The 21,193-nt window shown below is 72.0% G+C and carries 19 protein-coding genes; 11 read left to right on the forward strand and 8 right to left on the reverse strand.

Annotation, left to right across the window (positions count from 1 at the left end; all coding sequences use genetic code 11):
• Positions 1-188 precede the first annotated feature (188 nt).
• From ACZ62B_RS25350 to ACZ62B_RS25370, 5 genes are read left to right on the forward strand one after another with little or no spacing between them, the layout of a single operon-like run.
• A complete protein-coding gene (locus ACZ62B_RS25350; protein ID WP_344560520.1) occupies positions 189-1,796 on the forward strand; it encodes an ATP-binding protein in 1,608 nt (535 codons plus the stop codon).
• Positions 1,793-2,200, forward strand: coding sequence for a roadblock/LC7 domain-containing protein (locus ACZ62B_RS25355; protein WP_030225334.1), 408 nt, complete (start codon positions 1,793-1,795; stop codon positions 2,198-2,200). The genes ACZ62B_RS25350 and ACZ62B_RS25355 overlap by 4 nt, the downstream gene beginning before the upstream one ends.
• On the forward strand, positions 2,197-2,607 hold the full coding sequence (locus ACZ62B_RS25360) for a DUF742 domain-containing protein (RefSeq protein ID WP_073933659.1): 411 nt from the start codon (positions 2,197-2,199) through the stop codon (positions 2,605-2,607). The genes ACZ62B_RS25355 and ACZ62B_RS25360 overlap by 4 nt, the downstream gene beginning before the upstream one ends.
• Entirely contained in the window at positions 2,588-3,208 is a 621-nt protein-coding gene (locus tag ACZ62B_RS25365) for a GTP-binding protein (protein WP_073933660.1), read from the forward strand. The genes ACZ62B_RS25360 and ACZ62B_RS25365 overlap by 20 nt, the downstream gene beginning before the upstream one ends.
• 55 nt (positions 3,209-3,263) lie before the next feature.
• Positions 3,264-4,781, forward strand: a complete 1,518-nt coding sequence (locus tag ACZ62B_RS25370) for a cytochrome P450 (RefSeq protein WP_344560521.1) — start codon at positions 3,264-3,266, stop codon at positions 4,779-4,781.
• Here ACZ62B_RS25370 and ACZ62B_RS25375 read toward each other — a convergent pair.
• From ACZ62B_RS25375 to ACZ62B_RS25390, 4 genes are all read right to left on the reverse strand, one after another.
• Positions 4,775-5,728 (reverse strand): RluA family pseudouridine synthase, encoded by a 954-nt coding sequence (locus ACZ62B_RS25375; protein ID WP_344560522.1) that lies wholly within the window; start codon positions 5,726-5,728, stop codon positions 4,775-4,777. The two genes, ACZ62B_RS25370 and ACZ62B_RS25375, sit on opposite strands and share 7 nt — an antisense overlap.
• Before the next feature lie 23 nt (positions 5,729-5,751).
• A complete protein-coding gene (locus ACZ62B_RS25380; protein WP_344560523.1) occupies positions 5,752-6,021 on the reverse strand; it encodes a hypothetical protein in 270 nt (89 codons plus the stop codon).
• Between the two features lie 655 nt (positions 6,022-6,676).
• Positions 6,677-7,522: a siderophore-interacting protein gene (locus ACZ62B_RS25385; protein WP_344560524.1), complete on the reverse strand. Its 846-nt coding sequence runs from the start codon at positions 7,520-7,522 to the stop codon at positions 6,677-6,679.
• A gap of 105 nt (positions 7,523-7,627) precedes the next feature.
• On the reverse strand, positions 7,628-8,557 hold the full coding sequence (locus ACZ62B_RS25390) for a 5'-3' exonuclease (protein WP_344560719.1): 930 nt from the start codon (positions 8,555-8,557) through the stop codon (positions 7,628-7,630).
• Positions 8,558-8,902: 345 nt separating this feature from the next.
• Here ACZ62B_RS25390 and ACZ62B_RS25395 point away from each other — a divergent pair, with 345 nt between their 5' ends.
• The 4 genes from ACZ62B_RS25395 to ACZ62B_RS25410 all read left to right on the forward strand — a co-directional run bounded on the left by ACZ62B_RS25395 (position 8,903) and on the right by ACZ62B_RS25410 (position 14,290).
• The gene (locus ACZ62B_RS25395) at positions 8,903-9,994 is read left to right on the forward strand and encodes a quaternary amine ABC transporter ATP-binding protein (protein WP_344560525.1); all 1,092 of its coding nucleotides are present in this window, start codon (positions 8,903-8,905) and stop codon (positions 9,992-9,994) included.
• Positions 9,987-12,602 carry an ABC transporter permease/substrate binding protein gene (locus ACZ62B_RS25400; RefSeq protein ID WP_468720316.1) on the forward strand — a complete coding sequence of 872 codons (2,616 nt, stop codon included), beginning with the start codon at positions 9,987-9,989 and terminating at the stop codon, positions 12,600-12,602. Before ACZ62B_RS25395 ends, ACZ62B_RS25400 begins: the two co-directional genes overlap by 8 nt.
• A gap of 393 nt (positions 12,603-12,995) precedes the next feature.
• On the forward strand, positions 12,996-13,565 hold the full coding sequence (locus tag ACZ62B_RS25405) for a helix-turn-helix domain-containing protein (protein ID WP_468720318.1): 570 nt from the start codon (positions 12,996-12,998) through the stop codon (positions 13,563-13,565).
• Complete coding sequence (locus ACZ62B_RS25410) at positions 13,562-14,290, forward strand: helical backbone metal receptor (RefSeq protein WP_468720320.1); 729 nt, start codon at positions 13,562-13,564, stop codon at positions 14,288-14,290. The genes ACZ62B_RS25405 and ACZ62B_RS25410 overlap by 4 nt, the downstream gene beginning before the upstream one ends.
• Here ACZ62B_RS25410 and ACZ62B_RS25415 read toward each other — a convergent pair.
• Entirely contained in the window at positions 14,217-15,383 is a 1,167-nt protein-coding gene (locus ACZ62B_RS25415; protein WP_344560529.1) for a TDT family transporter, read from the reverse strand. The two genes, ACZ62B_RS25410 and ACZ62B_RS25415, sit on opposite strands and share 74 nt — an antisense overlap.
• 70 nt (positions 15,384-15,453) lie before the next feature.
• Between ACZ62B_RS25415 and ACZ62B_RS25420 the strand changes: the two genes are divergently transcribed.
• Complete coding sequence (locus tag ACZ62B_RS25420) at positions 15,454-16,395, forward strand: LysR family transcriptional regulator (RefSeq protein ID WP_468720323.1); 942 nt, start codon at positions 15,454-15,456, stop codon at positions 16,393-16,395.
• Positions 16,396-16,650: 255 nt separating this feature from the next.
• Here ACZ62B_RS25420 and ACZ62B_RS25425 read toward each other — a convergent pair whose 3' ends face one another.
• The 3 genes from ACZ62B_RS25425 to ACZ62B_RS25435 form a co-directional block, all read right to left on the reverse strand.
• Positions 16,651-17,361, reverse strand: coding sequence for a gamma-glutamyl-gamma-aminobutyrate hydrolase family protein (locus tag ACZ62B_RS25425; protein ID WP_344560531.1), 711 nt, complete (start codon positions 17,359-17,361; stop codon positions 16,651-16,653).
• 21 nt (positions 17,362-17,382) lie between these two features.
• Positions 17,383-18,828, reverse strand: a complete 1,446-nt coding sequence (eat, locus tag ACZ62B_RS25430) for an ethanolamine permease (protein WP_344560532.1) — start codon at positions 18,826-18,828, stop codon at positions 17,383-17,385.
• A gap of 141 nt (positions 18,829-18,969) precedes the next feature.
• Positions 18,970-19,713 carry a FadR/GntR family transcriptional regulator gene (locus ACZ62B_RS25435; RefSeq protein WP_468720327.1) on the reverse strand — a complete coding sequence of 248 codons (744 nt, stop codon included), beginning with the start codon at positions 19,711-19,713 and terminating at the stop codon, positions 18,970-18,972.
• A 106-nt stretch (positions 19,714-19,819) separates the two neighbouring features.
• Between ACZ62B_RS25435 and ACZ62B_RS25440 the strand changes: the two genes are divergently transcribed.
• Positions 19,820-21,190, forward strand: a complete 1,371-nt coding sequence (locus tag ACZ62B_RS25440) for a glutamine synthetase family protein (RefSeq protein ID WP_344560534.1) — start codon at positions 19,820-19,822, stop codon at positions 21,188-21,190.
• Positions 21,191-21,193: the final 3 nt, after the last annotated feature.

The following is a 21,193-nucleotide window of genomic DNA, read 5'->3' on the forward strand; positions in this document are numbered from 1 at the left end:
ACCGCGTGTAAACGACCTGAGCGTACTCCTGTCCCAGGGGCCATTTCCGGCACTCGCCGAATATGACATGGCGATGATCCTGCCGGACTAAGCTCGCCCGCAGCGCACCGAGTTGAGATGAATTCGTGCGCTTGTTCCCCTATGTGCACGTTCCCCGGCCGTCAGTCGATTCGTTTCAGAGGGCTCACATGGCGAGTGTCCAACTTCCCTACACGCGTGTGCTGTTGTTGCCGGCCATAGTGATGGCCGCGGCGACCGGAGCCGCCGTCGCCCTGGTGACGGAGCCCGCCCGGATCGCCGTCGGCGTGTGCGGCGCCGTCGCGACCCTGCTGGTGACCGCCGCCGCGGCCGAGGCGGTGCGCCGCGGCCGGATCCTGCGCGAGGCGCGGGCCGAGCACGACCGTCACCGTGCGTACCTGGAGTCCCGGATCGCCGCCCACGACACGGAGACGGACCACTTCATCAACCAGGTCGCCCCCGCGGCCCTGAACCACCTGCACAGCGGGAACGACCCCCATGAGGTGCTGCGCGACCTGCCCCGGCTCAACCCGGCCTGGCGCGACCTGCCCGAGTACCAGCTCCGGATGCTGCGGACGATGCTCAAGATCATCGACGACGAGGAGAACCTGCGCGACTCCGCCCAGCGCTCCTTCGTCAGCATCGCCCGCCGCGTCCAGGCGATCGTCCACCAGCAGGCCAAGGAACTCCGCGAGATGGAGGAGGACCACGGCCGCAACCCCGAGGTCTTCGACGACCTGCTGCGCATCGACCACGGCACCGCGCTGATCGGCCGCCTCGCCGACTCCATCTCCGTCCTCGGCGGCGGCCGTCCCGGACGCCAGTGGCCCAAGCCCGTCGCGCTCTACAGCGTGCTGCGCGGCGCCATGTCCCGCATCCTCGAGTACCGCCGCATCGACCTGAAGTCGATCGCCAAGATCAACATCAAGGGCATCTACGTCGAGCCGGTCATCCACGCCGCCGCCGAGATCCTCGACAACGCCACCCGCTACTCGCCGCCGACCTCCAAGGTGAGCGTCACCGCCACCGAGGTGCAGACCGGCGTCGCCATCGAGATCGAGGACGCCGGCGTCAGCCTCGACGAGCAGGCCCGCGCCCGTATCGAGGGCATCCTCGAACAGGCCCAGAAGGGCACCGACCTCCAGGAGATCGGGGAGAACCCGCGCCTCGGCCTCGCCGTCGTCGGCCGCCTCTGCACCGCGTTCAACATGCAGGTCTCGCTGCGCGCCTCCGCGTACGGCGGCGTCCGCGCCGTCCTCGTCGTGCCCAGCGAGATGATCACCGACGAGCCCGGCGTGGGCCTCGCCCACGGCATCGGGGCGACCTCCGTGCCCCGCCCGGTCGACGCCCTGCCGGGCCCGGAGCGCACGCCCAAGAAGCGGCGCCCCACCAGCCCCCGCATCCCCGCCACCGTCTCCATGGAGGACGACGTCCCCGAGGTCACCGAGTGGACCGCGGGCGGACTGCCGCAGCGCCGCAGCCGGGTGAAGACCCCGCTGGCCCAGCGGTACGCCGAGCAGGCGGCCGCCGAGCGGGCCGAGCGGGAGGCCAAGGAGCGGGGCGAGGAGTACCACGACATCTGGGCCAGGCCCGAGCCCGAGAAGAAGCAGGACGACCGCGAACCCGGGCTGTGGGTCGACGCCTTCTGGGAGGGCATGCGCAAGGGCCTCGACCCGGGCGTCCCCACCACCGACTTCACCCGGAACCCGACCGCCTACCTGCATCTCATCAACGAACCGGCCCGCACCGAGGCCGATGACGAGGGGGACCTCAAGTGATCCAGCAACGAGCCAACTTCGACTGGATGCTCAAGGAGCTCGCCGACGGCGTACCCGGCGTCGAGATGATCGTGGTGCTCTCCGCCGACGGCCTGCGCATCGCCCGCTACGGCGGCGAGCCGGACGCCGCCGACCGGGTCGCCGCGGCCTGCGCGGGCGTACAGAGCCTCGCCGGAGCCGTCGCCCAGGAACTCCCGTACGGCAACGGCGAGATGAAGATGGTGCTCATCGAGATCAACGAGGGCTACTTCTATCTGATGGCGGCCGGCGCCAACGCCTATCTCGCGGTGCTCTCCGACATGACCTGCGAGCCGGGCCGCATGGGCGGCATGATGCGCGACCTCGTCGTCCGCATCGGCGCCCATCTGACCAGTCCGCCCCGACGGAACGGGCAGACCGTATGACTCCTCCGCAACGCCAGAGGCGCTTCCCCCAGGACGGCCCCCCTCCGCAGCCGGCCGCACCGGCCGGGAAGGAGGGCGAGGGCGGCAACCCGGAGCGGCTGTACGTCGTCACCGGACCGGACGGCGAACGGGCCGACCTCGATCTCGTCACGCTGATCGTGGCCGGCTCCCCGGACCCCCCGCCCTCCGCCACCCCCGAGCAGGCGGCGCTGCTCCGGCTCTGTGCCGCCCCCCTGTCCGTGGCCGAACTGTCGGCCTATCTCAACCTGCCGTTCAGTGTGGTGACCGTGCTGCTCACCGAGATGCTGGCGGCGGAACTGGTCCAGGCGCGTTTCCCGATCGTCCGCAAGGCGCTGCCCGACCGTTCCCTTCTCGAAGCGGTGATGCATGGACTTCAAAGGCTCTGAGACCATCCCGGGCCCCCGTGCCGAGGACCAGTTGCCGCACACGGCACAGGCCGCGGTGAAGATCGTGATCGTGGGCGGATTCGGGGTCGGCAAGACGACCATGGTCGGCTCGGTCAGCGAGATCAAACCGCTGACCACCGAGGAGACCATGACGCAGGCCGGCGTCGGGGTCGACGACAACTTCGGTTCCGCGTCCAAGACGGCCACCACGGTCGCCATGGACTTCGGCCGCATCAAGATCACGGACCAGCTGGTGCTGTACCTGTTCGGCACCCCCGGCCAGGAGCGCTTCTGGTTCCTGTGGAACGGGCTGTTCGAGGGCGCGCTCGGCGCGGTCGTGCTGGTCGACACCCGCCGCCTCGAAGTCAGCTTCGACGTCATGGGGCGGCTGGAGGAGCGCGGCGTGCCGTTCGTCGTCGCGGTCAACTCCTTCCCCGACGCCCCGCGTTACCCCATCGAGGACCTGCGGTCCGCCCTCGACCTGTCCGAACAGATCCCGATCATGGAGTGCGACGTGCGGCGCCGCGCCTCCAGCCGTGACGTGCTGATGACCCTGATGCGGTTCCTGCACTCGCTCGCCATGACGGGCTCGCTCACCTGACCCCCGGGACCCCTCTCCCGCACCGGCCCCCGCTTTCCCCCTCGGAGCGACCACTGTGACGCCTGAACCCACCTCCCTGACGGGAGACTCCCCGACCGGAACGGACGCCCCCCGGCCCGGCCCGCCCCCCGGCTGCCCCGCGCACGGCAAGGGCCCCGGCGGGCTGAGCCGGCTGCACGAGTCGGAGGACCTGAAGAAGCTGTACGAGGAACTGCGGGCCGAACACGGTCCGGTGGCGCCCGCGCTGGTCCACGACGACGTGCCGGTGTGGGTGGTCCTCGGCCACGCCGAGAACCAGCAACTGGTGCGCACTCCCGCGCAGTACTGCAAGGACAGCCGCATCTGGTCCGCGCTCGGAGAAGGACTGGTCAAGCCCGACCATCCGCTGATGCCGCACATCGCCTGGCAGCCGATGTGCGCCCACGCCGAGGGCGACGAGCACCGGCGGCTGCGCGGCGCCATCGACGCCGCCGTGGCGGCCACCGACTTCCGCGGTCTGCGCCGGCACGTCAACCGCAGCGTCCAGCGCGTCGTCAACCGGTTCTGCGAGGCGGGCGAGGCCGAGCTGGTCGGCCAGTACGCCGAGCACCTGCCGATGGCCGTGATGTGCCACGTCCTCGGCATGCCCGAGGAGTACGACGACCGGATGGTCGAGGCCGCCCGCGACATGATCAGGGGCACCGAGACCGCGATCGCCAGCAACGCCTACGTCATGGAGGCCCTGGAACGCCTCACGGCCCGCAGCCGGGCCCAGCCGCTGGACGACTTCACCGGCCACCTCATCAGGCACCCGGCCGGACTCACCGACGAGGAGGTCGCCCAGCACCTCCGAGTGGTGCTCATCGCCGCCTACGAGACCACCGCCAACCTCCTCGCCAACGTGCTGCGCCAGGTGCTGATCGACCCGCGTTTCCGCTCCCAGCTCAACGGCGGCCAGATGACCGTGCCCCAGGCGGTGGAACAACTGCTCTGGGACGAACCGCCGTTCAGCACCATCTTCGCCTACTTCGCCAAGCAGGACACGGAGCTCGGCGGGCAGCGCATCCGCAAGGGCGACGGACTGGTCTTCGCACCCGCGCCGGCCAACGTCGACCCCCGTGTGCGCCCCGACCCGACCGCCGACATGAAGGGCAACCGCTCGCACCTCGCCTTCGGCGGCGGCACGCACGAGTGCCCCGGCCAGGACATCGGCCGCGTGATCGCCGAAGTCGGTGTCGACGCGCTGCTCATGCGGCTGCCCGACGTCGAACTGAGCATCGAGGAGGAGCGGTTGACCTTCACCGAGTCCCTCGCCTCGCGGCATCTCGTGGAGCTGCCCGTCCACTTCACGCCCCGGCCGCAGCAGGACGTGACGCAGCGGCCCAGCCACGAGAACGACGCGCCCCCGCAGCAGGACTGGCACATCGGCGTGACCCGGCCGGCGGCCACCGTGCCTTCTGCGTCTCCCGCGCTGCCCGAGCCGAGCGTCGAGCCGCCCGTGCCGCACCCCGCGCCGGTGCCGCCGCCGGTGGCGGAACCCGCCCCGCCGCGGGGCGCCTGGCAGCGCTTCCTGCGCTGGTGGCGCGGTTACTGACCGGCCGCCCAGTCCTCGTACGAGGACCATGCCGCGAGCATCCGGCCGCTGGTGAACCGGTGCTCCACGCCCGTCACCGGATCGGTGAACTCCAGCCTCCGCGCCAGCAGTTGCAGCGGACGCCGGAAGTCACCGGCCGGGACGGGGGCGGCCACCCCGGGATACAGCGGATCGCCGAGGATCGGCACGCCCAGGGCGTTCATGTGCACCCGTAGCTGATGGGTCTGCCCGGTGCCGGGCACCAGCCGGTACCGGCCGAGGCCGTCGGCCCGGTGGGCGGCGAGTTCGACGCGGGTGACCGCGTTCGGCTCGCCCTCGACCTCTTCGGCGGTCAGTACCCCGCGCTCCTTCACGATCCGGCTGCGTACGGTCCGGGGCAGGTCCAGCGCCGGGTCGTACGGGGCGACGGCCTCGTACTCCTTGTGCACCAGACGGTCGCGGAACAGCGTCTGGTAGGCCCCGCGCTCCTCGGGCCGCACCGTGAACAGCACCAGGCCCGCGGTGAGCCGGTCCAGGCGGTGAGCGGCGCCCAGCTCCGGGACGCCCAGCTCACGGCGGAGCCGGGCGAGCGCGGTCTGGGCGACGTGGCTGCCGCGCGGGGTGGTGGCCAGGAAGTGGGGCTTGTCGACGACGACGACGTGCTCGTCCCGGTGGACGACCTCCAGCGGGAACGGCACCGGCACCTCGGCGGGCAGCTCACGGTGGAACCACACGAACATGCCGGGCGCGTACGGGGCGTCCGCCGGTACGGACCGTCCGTCCGCCCCGACGATCAGGCCCGCGGCGAACATCCCGTCCACGACTCCGGGGCCGGCGGCCGACAGCCGCTGTACCAGGTGCTCCCGCACCGTGGCCCACCGTTGCCCGGCGGGCAGCCGGACCCGCACCGGGTCCACACCGTCGCGCTGCGGCAGGGGGGAGGGCGGGGTCGGCCGTCTGCGTCTCACACCGGGCAAGCGTACGGGGCCGCTCAGTCGTGGTTCCCGGTCGCCCGTTTCAACTCCGCCTCGATCTCGTGGAGCGGTCTGCCCTCGGTCCGGGCGTACTCGGTCACCGCGAGGCGGACGTCACGGGCGAGGTCGCGCCAGGCCCGCCAGGCGGTCTCCCAGGTGGTGGTCTGGTGCTCGCTCCACTTGGTCCGGGTGGGCGGGCCGTAGGCGTCCCGCAGTTGCCGGACCCGGGAGTGGGCCTCGTCCGCGGCGCGCTGTTTGGCCACGAGTTCGTCGAAGGTGTGTGCCACGCGGCCGGATCCTGGGGCAGTGTCCCGCCTCCGGCCGGCCCGCCACGCCGCCGGTCATGGCCCGACGGGCCGTGGTTCACCTGATCAGCCCGTCCGGGCGGGTGGGCGGGGGCGGCCCCGGTGCTTTGTGGGGTGCCCCGCGTTGACGGGGTTGCGGCCCCGGTGTGGGTGTGGGCCGGGGGGTGTTCGCGCGGCCCGGCGCTTGCGGGGTGCCGTCGCGCCCACCCGTGCCGCCCTGCGGCACGATTGCCCGCGGATCGCGGAGGGCGGCTGCCCGCGGATCGCGGCGCGCAGGCGCGTACGGTCCGGGGCGCGTGCCACGGTGGGCGCACCGCAGTCGCCCGCGGCGGGAAGGGGACGGGGCGGGGGTGGCCGCCCGCAGCGGCTGGCGCGTCCGCACCCCGCACCCCTCCAAGGAACGCAGTCGCGCCAGTCCGAGGACGGACACCCCCGACGCGGCCCCGACCCACCCACCCACCGTGGGCGCTACGCACGCCCCCACCGGACCGAAAGCGGCGCCGCAGGCACAAGACCCGCACCCCCACCGGGCCGAAAGCGGCGCCGCAGGCATAAAACCCGAGCCCTCACCGGACCGAAAGCGGCGCCGCAGGTGTCCCACCCACCGGACCGGCACCGTGACCGTGCGGTCACAAGGTCAGGCGGAGGTCTCCGCGCCTTCCTGTTCGGCCTCGATGCGGGCGTTCCAGTCGCGCTTGGAGGCCTGCCAGCCGTCCTCGTTGTGGCCGAGGCGCCAGTAACCGGAGATCGACAGGTCCTCGCGCGGAATGCCGCGCTCGACCCGCAGCAGACGGCGCAGCTCCTTCACGAAGTGGGCCTCGCCGTGGACGAAGGCGTGCACCCGCCCCTCCGGGAAGTCGAGGCTCCGGACGGCCTCCACCAGGGCCTCGCCGACCGGCCGGTCACCGCGGTGCAGCCAGCGGACCTCCACGTCGGAGTCGATCTTCTGCTCCTCGTCGGGACCGGAGATCTCCACGAAGGCGAACGCCCTGGCGCCGTGCGGCAGCGCCTCCAGCGAGCGGGCGATCGCGGGCAGCGCGCTCTCGTCGCCGACGAGCAGGTGCCAGTCGGCGGCCGGGTCGGGCGCGTAGGCGCCGCCGGGACCCATGAACCGGACGACCTCGCCCGGCCGGACGTTCGCCGCCCAGGGGCCGGCCAGGCCCTCGTCGCCGTGGACCACGAAGTCCAGGGTCAGCTCACGGTGCTCGGCGTCCCACTGGCGCACCGTGTACGTCCGGGTCACCGGCCACTGCTCGCGCGGGAACTCCTCACGGATGCGCTGGAGGTCGAAGGGCTCCGGATACGTCGCCCCCGCGGCCGGGAACAGCAGCTTGACGTAGTGATCGGTGCAAGTGTCCGCCGAGAAAGCGGAGAGCCCCTCACCACCGAGCACCACGCGCTGCATGTGCGGGGTCAGCCGCTCGGTGCGGACGACCTCGGCGGTGTGCGGCGCGCGTGGTGCGCGTACCGGTCGCTCTGCCATGAGGAGCCTCCCAGCTGTCACAGTTAGGTTTACCTAAGTTAGCACCTCGATCTCGGTCGACGCCTCGTCGGCGGACACCTCGTCCGGTTCAGCGATGTGTACGGCTCACGCCGAGAGGGTCGTCAGCAGGCGTTGCAGCGAGCCGCCCAGACCCCAGCGGGCGGCCAGGGACTCCACCCCGGCCGGATCGCGCGGCCCGTGCGGCAGCGCCGTGTCGACGTCCGGGAGCGGGACGTCGTCCGCGACCCGGACGACCTTGGGGGCGACCGCGAGATACGGCCGCGCCTCGTCCAGACGCTTGCGCTGCGACGGCGTGAGCTTGGCCCGCGGGTCGTCCACGGCCGCCAGGATCCCGGCCAGGTCGCCGAACCCGTCCAGCAGCTTGGCCGCCGTCTTCTCCCCGATGCCCGGCACGCCCGGCAGGCCGTCGCTCGGATCACCGCGCAGCAGCGCCAGGTCCGCGTACCCCCTGCCGTCCACCCCATACTTCTCGCGCAGCACGGCCTCGTCGGTGACCTGGAGCGTGCCGACGCCCTTCAGCGGATACAGCACGCGCACCCCGCGCGCGTCGTCCACCAGCTGGTAGAGGTCGCGGTCGCCGGTGACGATGTCGACCGGTCCGCCGGCCCGGCCGGTGAACGTGCCGATCACGTCGTCCGCCTCGTACCCGGCGACCCCCACCCGCGCGATGCCCACCGCGTCGAGCACGCTCTCGATGACCGGAACCTGCGGGGACAGCGTGTCGGGCACCTCCTCCTCGTCCGGGCCCGCCGCGCGCTCCTCGGCGACGCGGTGCGCCTTGTAGGAGGGGATCAGTTCCACCCGCCACTTCGGGCGCCAGTCGGCGTCCATGCAGGCGACCAGGTGGTCGGGGCGGTGGTCCTTGACCAGGCGGTCGATGAAGTCGAGCAGTCCGCGCACGGCGTTCACCGGGGTGCCGTCCGGGGCCCTGACGGAGTCCGGGACGCCGAAGTAGGCGCGGAAGTACAGGGAAGCGGTGTCTAGGAGCATGAGTCGTCCGGTCACGGACCGCATCATGCCGTACGTCGCTGACAGCGCGGGTGCGTTGGTGCGGGCCGGGGGTGGGTCTCCACAGCCCAACGTTCACGGGGTGCCGTCGCGCCCACCCGTGCCGCCCTGGGGGTACCTCCCAGGCCCTTGAGGCACTGGGGGAGGCATGACTGCCCACAGTTGCGTCATACGCAACAAACTGCGTTCTGCGCGACCTGTGTGAGGCGTCACACGAAAACGTTTGCCCTGTGCAAAACCGGGGAGGCGCGGCCACGGAGCGATGCCGGTTACAGATTCAACTGTTGTGGGCCGCGTGAGCCGCCCGCCTGGCATCGCTTCCGCCATTTGCCGTCGAGACAAGAGGTACGCGTGTCATCCAGGCTTGAGGCCGAGCATCTGTTCAAGGTGTTCGGCAGACGACCGGACCAGGCGGTCGAACGACTGCGCAAGAAGGAAGCCGACCGGGAGGAGCTGCGCTCCGACGGCACCACCGCCGCCGTCATCGACGCCTCGTTCACCGTGGAGCCGGGCGAGATCTTCGTCGTCATGGGACTGTCGGGCTCCGGCAAGTCCACCCTGCTGCGCATGCTGAACGGCCTGCTGGAGCCCACCGCCGGACACGTGCGCTTCGACGGCCAGGACCTGACCGCGCTGCCCGACCGGGAGCTGCGCCGGGTCCGCTCCAAGAAGATCAGCATGGTCTTCCAGCACTTCGCGCTGTTCCCGCACCGCAGCGTCCGCGACAACGCCGCCTACGGTCTTGAAGTGCAGGGCGTGCCCCGCGCCGAGCGCGAACGCCGCGCCGACGAGGCGCTCGCCCTGTGCGGCCTGGCCGGCTGGGAGAAGTCGTGGCCGGACGAGCTGTCGGGCGGCATGCAGCAGCGCGTGGGTCTCGCCCGCGCGCTCGCCACCGACGCCGACCTGCTGCTGATGGACGAGTCCTTCAGCGCCCTCGACCCGCTGATCCGCCGCGACATGCAGGACCAGCTCCTCGAACTGCAGAAGACCCTGAAGAAGACGATCGTCTTCATCACCCACGACCTCAACGAGGCCATGCGCCTGGGCGACCGGATCGCGGTGATGCGCGACGGCCGCATCGTGCAGATCGGCACCGCGCAGGACATCCTGATCCGTCCCGCCAACGACTACGTCGCCTCCTTCACCCAGGACGTCGACCGCTCCCGCGTGCTCACCGCCGGCGCCGTGATGGACCGCGAGGTGCGCGGCGACGAGGCCGACTGCGGCTGCGAGACCGCGACGCCCGACACGCCGTTCACCGACCTGTGCGCGATCAGCGCCCGCGTACCGCACCCCGTGGCGGTGCTGGACAAGGAGGGCGCGCTCGTCGGGGTCGTGCCCCGGCAGCGCCTCGTCGGCTTCCTCGGCGACGAGGAGTCCGACCCCGGGGTCTGCGACACCCCGCGCGACAAGGGCGGCGAGAAGGTGATGGCCCGTGCCTAGGATTCCGCTCGGCGACTGGGTCAACAGCGCCGTCGACTGGCTGCTCGCCAACGTCACCTGGCTGTTCGACTTCTTCAAGACCGTCTTCACCGGCGCCTACGACGGTGTCAACGCCGTCCTCCAGGCCCCCGAACCGCTGATCCTCTGCGGCATCTTCGCGGTCATCGCCTTCTGGCTGCGCGGCACCTTCGCCGGTGTCCTCACCTTCTTCGGCTTCGCCTTCCTCGACTCCATGGAGTTGTGGGAGGACTCGATGGTGACGCTGGCGCTGGTCATCGTCGCCACCGTCATCGCGCTGGTCATATCGGTGCCGGTGGGCATCTGGGCGGCCCGCTCGGACCGGGTCAGCGCCGTGGTCCGGCCGGTCCTGGACTTCATGCAGACGCTGCCCGCGATGATCTACCTCATCCCGGCGATCCTGTTCTTCGGGACCGGCTCCGCCCCGGGCATCGTCGCCACCCTGATCTTCGCGCTCGCCCCGGGCGTGCGCATGACCGAGCTGGGCATCCGCCAGGTCGACAAGGAACTGGTCGAGGCGGCCGAGGCGTTCGGCACCACGCCCCGCAACACCCTGCTGCGGGTGCAGCTTCCGTTGGCGCTGCCCACGGTGATGGCGGGCGTCAACCAGGTCATCATGCTCGGCCTGTCCATGGCCGCGATCGCCGGCATGGTCGGCACCGGCGGACTCGGCGGCGCGGTCATCGAGGCCATCGGGCAGCTCAACATCGGCCTCGGCGCCGAGTCCGGCATCGCCATCGTCATCCTGGCGATCTACCTGGACCGCATGACCAGCGCCCTGGGCACCCAGGTCTCCCCGCTCGGCCGGCGCGCCGCCGCCAAGGCACGCTCCGCGCAGGGGCTGAAGATCTGGTCCTACCGGCCCCGCCCGCAGGTCGCCGTGATCGGTGTCGTCGTCCTCGCCCTGGTCGCGGGCGGCATGGGGATCTTCGGCGGCAGCGGCTCCAAGACCACCACCGCCGGCGACGAGAAGGTCGGCGACGGCAAGAAGATCACCATCGGCTACATCCCCTGGGACGAGGGCGTCGCCTCCACCTTCCTGTGGAAGGAGATCCTGGAGCGGCGCGGTTTCGAGGTCGAGGCCAAGCAGTTCGAGGCCGGCCCGCTCTACACCGCCCTCGCGCAGGGCAACATCGACTTCCAGACGGACGCCTGGCTGCCCACCACCCACGAGGCGTACTGGAAGAAGTACGGTGAGCGGCTCGACGACCTCGGCTCCTGGTACGGCGAGACGTCACTGGAGCTGACCGTCCCGTCGTACATGGAGGACGTCGACAGCCTGGAGGACCTCAAGGGCAAGGCCGACCTCTTCGACGGGGAGATCACCGGCATCGAGTCCAGCGCCGGCATGATGGGCCTGCTCAAGAGCAAGGTCCTCAAGGAGTACGGCCTGGACGAGGAGTACAAGGTCGTCGACAGCTCCACCCCGGCGATGCTGGCCGAGCTCAAGCGGGCCTACAGCAAGAAGGAACCGGTCGTCGTCACGCTCTGGTCGCCGCACTGGGCGTACAGCGACTACGACCTGAAGAAGCTGGAGGACCCCAAGGGAAGCTGGGGCAAGGGCGACGGCGTGCACACGGTGTCGCGCAAGGGCTTCGCCGGTGACAACCCGCTCGTCGGGAAGTGGCTGAAGGACTTCTCGATGACCGAGGAGGAACTCACCGGTCTGGAAGCCGAGATCAACAAGGCCGGCAAGGGCAGGCAGCAGGACGCCGTCCGCACCTGGCTGAAGGCCAACCCGGGCGTGGTCGACAAGCTGGCCCCGGTCGAGTCCGGTTCCGGTGACACCCCCGCCGAGGCGAAGCGGCCGCTGGACGTGGCCTGGTTCCCCTGGGACGAGGACATCGCCGTCACCTACCTGTGGAAGAACGTCCTGGAGCGTCGCGGCTACACGCTGAACCTCAAGCAGATGGAGGTCGGCCCGGTCTACACCGGCCTCGCCTCCGGTGACCTCGACCTCAACTTCGACGCCTGGCTGCCGTACGCGCAGAAGAACTACTGGGACAAGAGCAAGGACGACCTCACCGACCTGGGCACCTGGTACGAGCCCACCTCGCTGGAGATCGCCGTCCCCTCGTACGTCAAGGACGTCGAGTCCCTGGAGGACCTCAAGGGCAAGGCCGACCTGTTCGACGGGCGGATCATCGGCATCGAGCCCGGCACCGGCGAGATGCAGCTGCTCAAGAACGAGGTCATGCCGGGCTACGGCCTGGAGGACGAGTACGAGGTCGTCGACGGCTCCACGCCGGCGATGCTGGCCGAGCTCAAGCGGGCCCTCGCCAAGAAGGAGCCGATCGCGGTCACCCTGTGGTCGCCGCACTGGGCCTACAGCGAGTACGAGCTGACCAAGCTGAAGGACCCCAAGAAGGCCTTCGGCGAGGGCAACACGATCCGCACCATCGCGAGCAAGAAGTTCCCCGAGCAGTACCCCGAGCTCACGAAGTGGATCAAGGGCTGGCACATGAGCGAGGACGAGCTGGGCAGCCTGGAGGCCGAGATCAAGAACCGCGGCCAGGGCCACGAGGAGGAGGCCGTCGCCGCCTGGCTGAAGGAGCACCCGGACATGGTGGAGCGGATGACCCCGCGGTAGACGACCCCGCGGTAGACGACCTCGCAGGAGACGCCTCCGCGGTAACCGCCGTACCGGCCGCCCCTCGGGCATGTCCGGAACCGGGCGGGAACACGGTAGGAATCCGGACAACCACGCAGCGCGACGCCCTCCCCGGACCTCCTGGTGACCTTCCGCCGTGCGAGGGGAACAATGGCGGGAACACCCCTTATCGCGCGCGGGAGGGACCGGGGGACCCGCGGGGCGGCTGGCGTGAACTGGCGGGTCGGCGCCGGTCACGTGTGACGGCGACGTGACAGGCGCCTGAAACGGTTTGCCGAACATGCGTAGGGTGCAGACAACCCACGAGAAGGAGTGCGCCGGGTCCGCGGCGCACGGGGTGCGGGACGATCGGCGGAGGAGGGAGCCGGAGCGATGGGCGACCACAAGGAACAGCCCCTGCGGGTGGGCGCGGCCGTGCGGCGGCGACGCCGTGCGCTGGACCTCACCCTCGCCGTCGTGGCCGAGCGCAGCGGCCTGTCGGTCCCGTTCCTCAGCCAGATCGAGAACGAGCGGGCGCGTCCCAGCCAGAGCTCCCTGGAGAAGGTCGCCGACGCCCTGCGCACCACCGCCGTGGAGCTCCTCGCCGCCGCCGACCCCGCGTGCAGCGTGGACGTCGTCCGCGCCGAGGGCGCCGAGCCGTGGACGGAACCGCGGGTGCGCTCCCTGGTGCGCGGCCACCACCAGATGCACGCCTCCGAGTTCACCGGCGACCATGACGCCGGCCGTGAACTCCAGTTCCGCAACGACCAGTTGATGTACGTGGCGGACGGCGCGGTGGAGATCGAGGCGGAGGGCCGCGCGTACCGCCTCGGCCGCGGCGACACCCTGTACCTCACCGGAGGCGTCCGGCACCGCTGGCGGGCCACGGTCCCGGAGACACGGCTGCTGGTCGTCGCCGTCGCCGAGCACATCGAGGCGCTGCGGGACAAGCCCCGCCGATGAGTCCCGCCAGGGTCGTCTCCCTCGTCCCCTCGCTGACGGAGGCCGTGGCGCTCTCCGCCCCCGACGCCCTGGCCGGCGCCACCGACTGGTGCACGCACCCGGCCGGTCTGGACGTCGTACGCGTCGGCGGCACGAAGAACCCGAAGGTGGACCGGATCGTCGCGCTCGCCCCCGATCTGGTGATCGCCAACGAGGAGGAGAACCGCGAGAGCGACCTGGCGGCCCTGCGCGCGGCGGGCCTCGACGTGCTGGTGACGGAGGTGCGGACGCTGCCCCAGGCCTTCCGCGAACTGGACCGGGTGCTCACGGCGTGCGGGGTACGGGCCCGCCCCCGCTGGCTGGACGAGGCCGAGGCGGCCTGGGCGGCGCCGCCCGCGCCCACCGAGCGCCGCACGGCGGTCGTGCCCGTCTGGCGGCGCCCCTGGATGGTGCTGGGCCGGGACACCTTCGCGGGCGACCTGCTCTCCCGCCTCGGCGTCGACCACCTCTACGCGGACCACCCGGAGCGCTATCCGCGCGTCCCGCTCGACGCGCTGCGCGCGGCGGGCCCCGATGTGGTGGTCCTCCCCGACGAGCCCTACCGCTTCACCGCCGACGACGGCCCGGAGGCCTTCCCCGGCCTGCCCTGCGCCCTCGTCGACGGCCGGCACCTCACCTGGTACGGGCCGTCGCTGACCGGGGCGCCGGCGGTACTGGGGCGGGCCCTGCGAGCAGCGCGCCGCTGAACAGCCCGCGCGCCGTGCACCAGGCGGCGGTGGCCCAGGCACCGGCCAGCAGGGCGTACAGGGCGAGCGCCAGTACGTCGTAGGCGAGCAGCCCGGTGTGCGAGGCGAGGGCCCCGGCGCCGGTGACACAGGTGCCCACCGGGAACGTGAACGACCACCACGTCATCGCGAAGCGCATGCCCCGCCGCCACGCCCGTACGACATGCGCGGCGGCGAGGCAGAGCCACAGCAGCGCGAACCCCGTGACGGGCACCCCGTACAGGACGGCGAGCACGCGGAAGCCCTCGTCGTACGGCGCCGGTACGACCCCCGGGGCGATGTCCGAGAAGGCGCCGACGGCGGTCGTGGACTGGCCGAGCGGTCCGAGCACCAGGAACAGCGACGGGGTGAGCGGGAGGGGCAGCGGACCGTGGGTGATCAGCCGGCCGAAGACCAGCGGCAGCGTCATCAGGGTGGCGAGGAGACTGACCCCGAACAGCGCGACACAGGCGAGCAGCAGGGTGGCGCGGGGCTGGCCCTCCGGGAGGTGCGGCACCAGGCGGGGCCCGAGCGCGGCGGACACCATGGGCGCGACCAGCGGCAGCAGCCAGACGGGCGTCGCCTCCCGCGCCGTCACCCGGTGGCGTACGGCCATGAGGTACGGGACGGCCACGGCGGCGGCCAGCCCGACGGCCGTACCGGCGGTGAACAGCACGGCGTCGAGGACGACGGCCGCGCGCAGCCCGATCCAGTCCCGCCCGACGGTCAGGGCGCCGCCGCCGACGGCCAGCAGGGCCATGGAGAGACAGCCGTAGAAGGGCGCCACGGCGGGGTCGAGGAGGTGGGCGCGGGCCCGGTCGCGGTGGTGGGCCCAGTGCAGGGCGCGGGCGGCGAGCAGGACCGCCAGGAGGGCGAGGGACAGCGCCCAGACGGTGGTGAGCGCGGGGCGCGGGACGGGCACGTGCGCGGGGAGCGCGGCGCCCGCTCCGGCGACGATGGCGGTGCCCATCACGCAGGCGTACCAGTTGGGTCCGAGGTGACGGACGGCGGCGGCGCGCGGGGGCCGTGCGGTGGCACGGGGGAGGGGTGGCAGGGGCCGGATCGCGGTGACCATGGTCATACGGTCGGGCCGGCGGACCACCGCCACCAGGGAGCACCCCTCTATGGCGGCATAAGCTGGGCTTATGAGCACAACGGATGACCACGACCATCCGGGGTACCGCTCCGCGAGCCCGGGGTCCCTGGCTCACCGGGTGCCGGACCTCGGGGCGCTGGAGCTGCTGCTGGCGGTGGCGCGGCTGGGGAGCCTGGGCGGGGCGGCGCGGGAGCTGGGCATCACCCAGCCCGCCGCCAGCAGCCGGATCCGGTCGATGGAACGGCAGCTCGGGGTGGCACTCGTCGACCGCTCGCCGCGCGGGTCGCGGCTGACCGACGCGGGGGCGCTGGTCACCGACTGGGCGCGGCGGATCGTGGAGGCGGCGGAGGCCTTCGACGCGGGCGCGCAGGCGCTGCGGGACCGCAGGGACTCACGGCTGCGGGTGGCGGCGAGCATGACGATCGCCGAGTACCTGCTGCCGGGATGGCTGCTCGCGCTGCGCGCGGACCGGCCGGACACGGCGGTGTCGCTGCTGGCCGGGAACTCGGCGGCGGTGGCGGAGCGGCTGCTGGCGGGGGAGGCGGACGTGGGGTTCGTGGAGGGGCTCACGGTGTCGGCGGGGCTGGATTCCGCGGTGATCGCCCATGACCGGCTGATCGTGGTCGCGGCGCCGTCGCACGCGTGGGCCCGCCGGCGGCGGCCGATCGCGGCGGAGGAGTTGGCGAGTACGCCGTTGATCCTGCGGGAGAAGGGGTCGGGGACGCGGCAGGTGCTGGACGCGGCGCTGGGAGGGTTGGCCCGGCCGCTGATCGAGCTCTCCTCCACGACCGCCGTCAAGGCAGCTGCCGTCGGCGGCGCCGGACCGGCGGTGCTCAGCGAACTCGCGGTGGGGGAGGAGCTGGCGATGCGGCGACTGGTCCGTATCCCGGTGAACGGTATTGCCCTGGCCCGCGACCTGCGTGCGGTGTGGCCCACGGGGCATCGGCCGACCGGGCCGGCGCGGGATCTGTTGTCGCTGACGCGAGGGTGAGCGGCGGGCGTTTGCCGGGTGCTCCCCGTTGTGACTGAGCGGGGGTGGGTCGCGCTGCCCGGCGCTTGCGGGGTGCCTCCCCCACTCTCGGCTCCTCCCCCACTCTCGGCTTCGCTCGAGCGGGAGGGACCCCCATGAGCGGGAGGTACCCCCATCGCCCACCCGTGCCGCTGGGGCACCTCCCAGGCCTTTAAGGCACTGGGGGAGGCACGATTGCCCGCGGAGGCGCGGAGGGCGCGGCACGGCTGCCCGCGGTTACGGCGGCGAGGGCTGCCCGCGGAGTGCGGAGGCCGCTGTGGTCAGGGCTTGCATGACGCGTAGGTCGTTTCCCATCTCCGGGTGCCATTGGACGCCCAGAGTCCAAGGGGATGTTGCGAGTTCGATCGCCTCCACCGTGCCGTCCTCCGCGTACGCCGACGGGATCAGGTTCGTGCCCAGGCGGTCCACCGACTGGTGGTGGTAGGTGGGGACGGAGGTCTGTTCCGGGGCGATGCCGGCGTAGAGCGTGCCGGGGACCGGCTTGACCGGGTGGCGGCCGAAGGTGCCCGGCACCTCCGCGTGGCCGTCGATGTGCTGGACCAGGGTGCCGCCCAGGGCGACGTTCAGGAGCTGCATGCCCCGGCAGATGCCCAGCAGCGGGATCCGGCGGTCCAGGGCCGCCTCGATCAGGGCGAGTTCCCAGGCGTCCCGCGCCCGGGCGGGCGGTCCCGTGCGCGGGCCGGGCTCGGCGCCGTAGTGGACGGGTTCCACGTCCGGGCCGCCCGCGACGACCAGGCCGTCGAGCCGGGCCACGGTCGCCGCCGCCCGCTGCGGCGCGTCCGGCGGGAGCATCGCGGCCAGTCCGCCCGCCCGCTGCACCAGCCGCGGATAGCCGGCCGGCAGCAGCACGGCGTCCAGTCGCCACACTCCCCAGCGCACACCGGACTCCGCGTACGTGCTGATGCCGATGAGTGGCCTGGCCGTCATGCCGATCACCTTTCCCGCACCTCAGTCCCGTGACAACTCTGCCTCGGCCGCCGCCAGCGCCGCGAATTCCTCCTCCGGCGCCTTCGCCACCAGGTGCTTGCGGCTGTAGAGACCGAAGTACGCCACGGCCACGATGTAGACCGCCAGCGCGATGAACGCCGCCGTCACGTCCACCAGGAACGTCGCCACCAGCGCCGCACAGGCCAGCACCAGCGCCACCGACGAGGTGAGCACCCCGCCCGGCGTGCGGTACGGCCGCGGCAGCTCCGGCTCCCGGCGGCGCAGCACGATGTGCGAGAGGGACATCAGCGCGTACGAGATCGTCGCGCCGAAGACGGCGATGTTCAGCATGCGCGCGCCGTTGCCCGTCCCGGCGGCCAGCGCGAAGCCGATCGCGCCCGGCACCAGCAGACCGAGGTAGGGCGCCCTGCGGCCGCTGGTGAGGGAGAGGAACTTCGGCAGGTAGCCCGCGCGGGACAGCGCGAAGAGCTGGCGCGAACCGGCGTAGATCAGCGAGAAGAACGACGCGACCAGTCCCGCGAGGCCCGCGTAGTTCACGATCCGGCTCAGCGCCGTCGCCTCGCCGTCCGGCTGGAGCGCCTCCACCAGCGGGTTGCCCGCGTCCTGGACCGCCGCCGAGCCGCGCGCCCCGGCCGCCGCGAAGAAGGTCACCACGGCCAGCACCACCAGGATGCCCATGGACCAGCGGATCGCCCTCGGCAGCGTACGGGCCGGTTCCCTGGTCTCCTCGGCGGCCAGCGGTACGCCCTCCACGCCCAGGAAGAACCACATGCCGAACGGGAACGCCGCCCAGATGCCCAGCAGCCCCATCGGCAGCCAGGAGTTCGCGCCGAACGCCGAGGAGTCCACCGGGATGTCGTCCAGCGAGGAGGCGTCGAACTCGGGCAGCGCCCCCAGCGCGAACACCACCAGCGCCGCCACCGCGATGCCCGTGACGACGAAGCTGAAGCGCAGCGCCTCGCCCACGCCCCACAGATGGATGCCGATGAAGACGATGAAGCAGGCCAGGTACACCGGCCAGCCGGACTCCAGGCCGAACAGGCCCAGCGACTCGACGTAGTCGCCGATGAAGATGGAGATCGCGGCGGGCGCGAGGACGTACTCGATGAGGATCGCGGTCCCGGTGAGGAAGCCGCCCCACGGTCCGAGCGCCCGGCGGGCGAAGCCGTAGCCGCCGCCGGCCGTGGGCAGGACCGACGACAGCTCGGCCAGGGCGAAGACCATGCAGGTGTACATGGCGCCCATCAGCACCATGGCGATCGCCAGGCCGCCGAAGCCGCCCTCGGCCAGGCCGAAGTTCCAGCCCGAGTAGTCGCCGGACACGACGTAGGCGACGCCGAGGCCGGTCAGCAGCAGCCAGCCGGCGCTGCCGCGGCGCAGCTTCCTGCGTTCGAGGTAGTCGTCCGGCTCACCGGCCGGTTCACGGGACGCGGATGGAAGGCTCACAAGGCGACTCCCCAGGAGGCGGCGACGGCAGGGGGCAATGGAACGGATCCAGACCTTTGTGGGCCCATACCTTCGTGGCGCGGACGCCGCGAGCGCAAGCCCCGTGCGTCAAACCGCGGTGAACCCGCTTCCGTCACGCCCTCACGCCAGGAACCCCCGCAGCAGCGCCGCCGTCCCCGCGCAGTGCTCGCGCGTCATCTCCCTCGCCCCGTCCGCGTCCCCCTCCAGCACCGCCTCGACCAGTGCCGCGTGCTGCCGCTGCGAGTGCTCCAGGTTGCGCACCAGCAGCGGGATGCAGTCCAGCAGGTCGTTCACCGTCGCCCGTACCGCCGCGTACTGCGCGGTCAGCGTCGGCGAGCCGCACAGCTCCGCCAGGGTGAGGTGGAACAGCGTGTCCAGGCGCCGGTAGTCGCTCAGCGGCGCCTCCTGCGTGCCGGACAGCGCCGCGCGCAGCCGCGCCGCCTGCTCCTCCGTCAGCCCGTGCGCCGCGCACAGCCCCGCCGCGCCCACCTCCAGCACCTCCCGGAAGCGCAGCACGTCCTCGATGTCGACCTCGGCGATCCGCCGCCGCAGCTCCTCCTCGCCGGTGTCCGTCGGGCGGGGCAGCACGAACGTTCCGCCGTACCGGCCGCGCCGCGACTCCACCAGGCCCTGGTCCTGGAGCACCTTCAGCACCTCGCGCAGCGTCACCCGGCTGATCCCCAGCCGCTCCGCCAGCTCCCGCTCGGCCGGCAGCCGCTCCCCGCCCGCCACCAGGCCCAGCCGCACCACCTGGAGGATCTGCTCCAGCGCCTCCTCGAAGCCGTTGCCCGCGCGGACCTGCCGCAGCACCGGCGCCAGGCGGTCCCCGACCGCGCCGACCGCACCGACCGCATCTTCCGGCATCCGGCCGTGCCCCCTTCCCAAGCAATGGTTCTCGGCAATACCTTATGGCTCCCGGCCCGAGCGAAGAAGACCGTAGAAGCCCGCAGAAGCCCGAGGAGGCTCTCCCGTGGCAGACCGCACACCCCCGCTCACCGTCGAGGAGCTGCACGCCCTCGTCGCCGGCGGTGAGATCGATACCGTCGTCCTGGCCTTCCCCGACATGCAGGGGCGGCTCCAGGGCAAGCGGTTCGCCGCGCGCTTCTTCCTCGACGAGGTGCTCCGGCACGGCACCGAGGGCTGCGACTACCTGCTCGCCGTCGACGCCGACATGAACACCGTCGACGGCTACGCCATGTCCTCCTGGGAGACCGGCTACGGCGACTTCGCCATGTACCCCGACCTCGACACCCTGCGCCGGGTGCCCTGGAACGAGGGCACCGCCCTGGTCGTCGCCGACCTCGCCTGGGCCGACGGCTCCCCGGTCGTCGCCGCCCCCCGGCAGATACTGCGCCGCCAGCTGGACCGCCTCGCCGCCCTCGGCTACACCGCCCAGGTCGGCACCGAGCTGGAGTTCATCGTCTTCAAGGACACCTACGAACAGGCCTGGGACGCCGGCTACCGCGGGCTCACCCCCGCCAACCAGTACAACGTCGACTACTCGGTGCTCGGCACCGGCCGCATCGAACCCCTGCTGCGCCGCATCCGCAACGAGATGGCCGCCGCCGGACTCACCGTCGAGTCCGCCAAGGGCGAGTGCAACCCCGGCCAGCACGAGATCGCCTTCCGCTACGACGAGGCCCTGGTCACCTGCGACCAGCACGCCGTCTACAAGACCGGCGCCAAGGAGATCGCCGCCCAGGAGGGCGTCTCGATCACCTTCATGGCCAAGTACAACGAGCGCGAGGGCAACTCCTGCCACATCCACCTCTCCCTCGCGGACGCGGCCGGCGGCAGCGCCATGCCGGACTCCGCCGAGGAGCCGGACGCCATGTCCGAGGTCATGCGCCACTTCCTCGCCGGGCAGCTCGCCGCGCTCCGCGAGTTCTCCCTGCTCTACGCCCCGCACATCAACTCCTACAAGCGGTTCCAGCCGGGCTCCTTCGCCCCGACCGCCGTCGCCTGGGGCCGCGACAACCGCACCTGCGCGCTGCGCGTGGTCGGCCACGGCCGCTCCCTGCGCTTCGAGAACCGGCTGCCCGGCGGCGACGTCAACCCGCACCTCGCCGTGGCCGGCATGGTCGCGGCCGGGCTGTACGGCATCGAGCAGAAACTGGAGCTGCCCGAGCCCTGCCCCGGCAACGCCTACACCGCCGGCTTCGAGCACGTCCCCACCACCCTGCGCGAGGCCGCCGAGCTGTGGGAGAACAGCGCGATCGCCAAGGCGGCCTTCGGCGACGAGGTCGTCGCGCACTACCGCAACATGGCGCGCGTCGAGACCGACGCCTTCGACGCCGCGGTCACCGACTGGGAGCTGCGCCGCTCCTTCGAACGCATGTGAGGC

This window comes from Streptomyces sp. NPDC053426, from assembly GCF_055585405.1.

Coding starts and splice junctions, on each gene's coding strand:
- ACZ62B_RS25350 (WP_344560520.1), top strand. CDS start 189: ATGGCGAGTGTCCAACTTCCCTACACGCGTGTGCTGTTGTTGCCGGCC.
- ACZ62B_RS25360 (WP_073933659.1), top strand. CDS start 2,197: ATGACTCCTCCGCAACGCCAGAGGCGCTTCCCCCAGGACGGCCCCCCT.
- ACZ62B_RS25365 (WP_073933660.1), top strand. CDS start 2,588: ATGGACTTCAAAGGCTCTGAGACCATCCCGGGCCCCCGTGCCGAGGAC.
- ACZ62B_RS25385 (WP_344560524.1), bottom strand. CDS start 7,522: ATGGCAGAGCGACCGGTACGCGCACCACGCGCGCCGCACACCGCCGAG.
- ACZ62B_RS25390 (WP_344560719.1), bottom strand. CDS start 8,557: ATGCGGTCCGTGACCGGACGACTCATGCTCCTAGACACCGCTTCCCTG.
- ACZ62B_RS25405 (WP_468720318.1), top strand. CDS start 12,996: ATGGGCGACCACAAGGAACAGCCCCTGCGGGTGGGCGCGGCCGTGCGG.
- ACZ62B_RS25410 (WP_468720320.1), top strand. CDS start 13,562: ATGAGTCCCGCCAGGGTCGTCTCCCTCGTCCCCTCGCTGACGGAGGCC.
- ACZ62B_RS25415 (WP_344560529.1), bottom strand. CDS start 15,383: ATGGTCACCGCGATCCGGCCCCTGCCACCCCTCCCCCGTGCCACCGCA.
- ACZ62B_RS25420 (WP_468720323.1), top strand. CDS start 15,454: ATGAGCACAACGGATGACCACGACCATCCGGGGTACCGCTCCGCGAGC.
- ACZ62B_RS25425 (WP_344560531.1), bottom strand. CDS start 17,361: ATGACGGCCAGGCCACTCATCGGCATCAGCACGTACGCGGAGTCCGGT.
- ACZ62B_RS25435 (WP_468720327.1), bottom strand. CDS start 19,713: ATGCCGGAAGATGCGGTCGGTGCGGTCGGCGCGGTCGGGGACCGCCTG.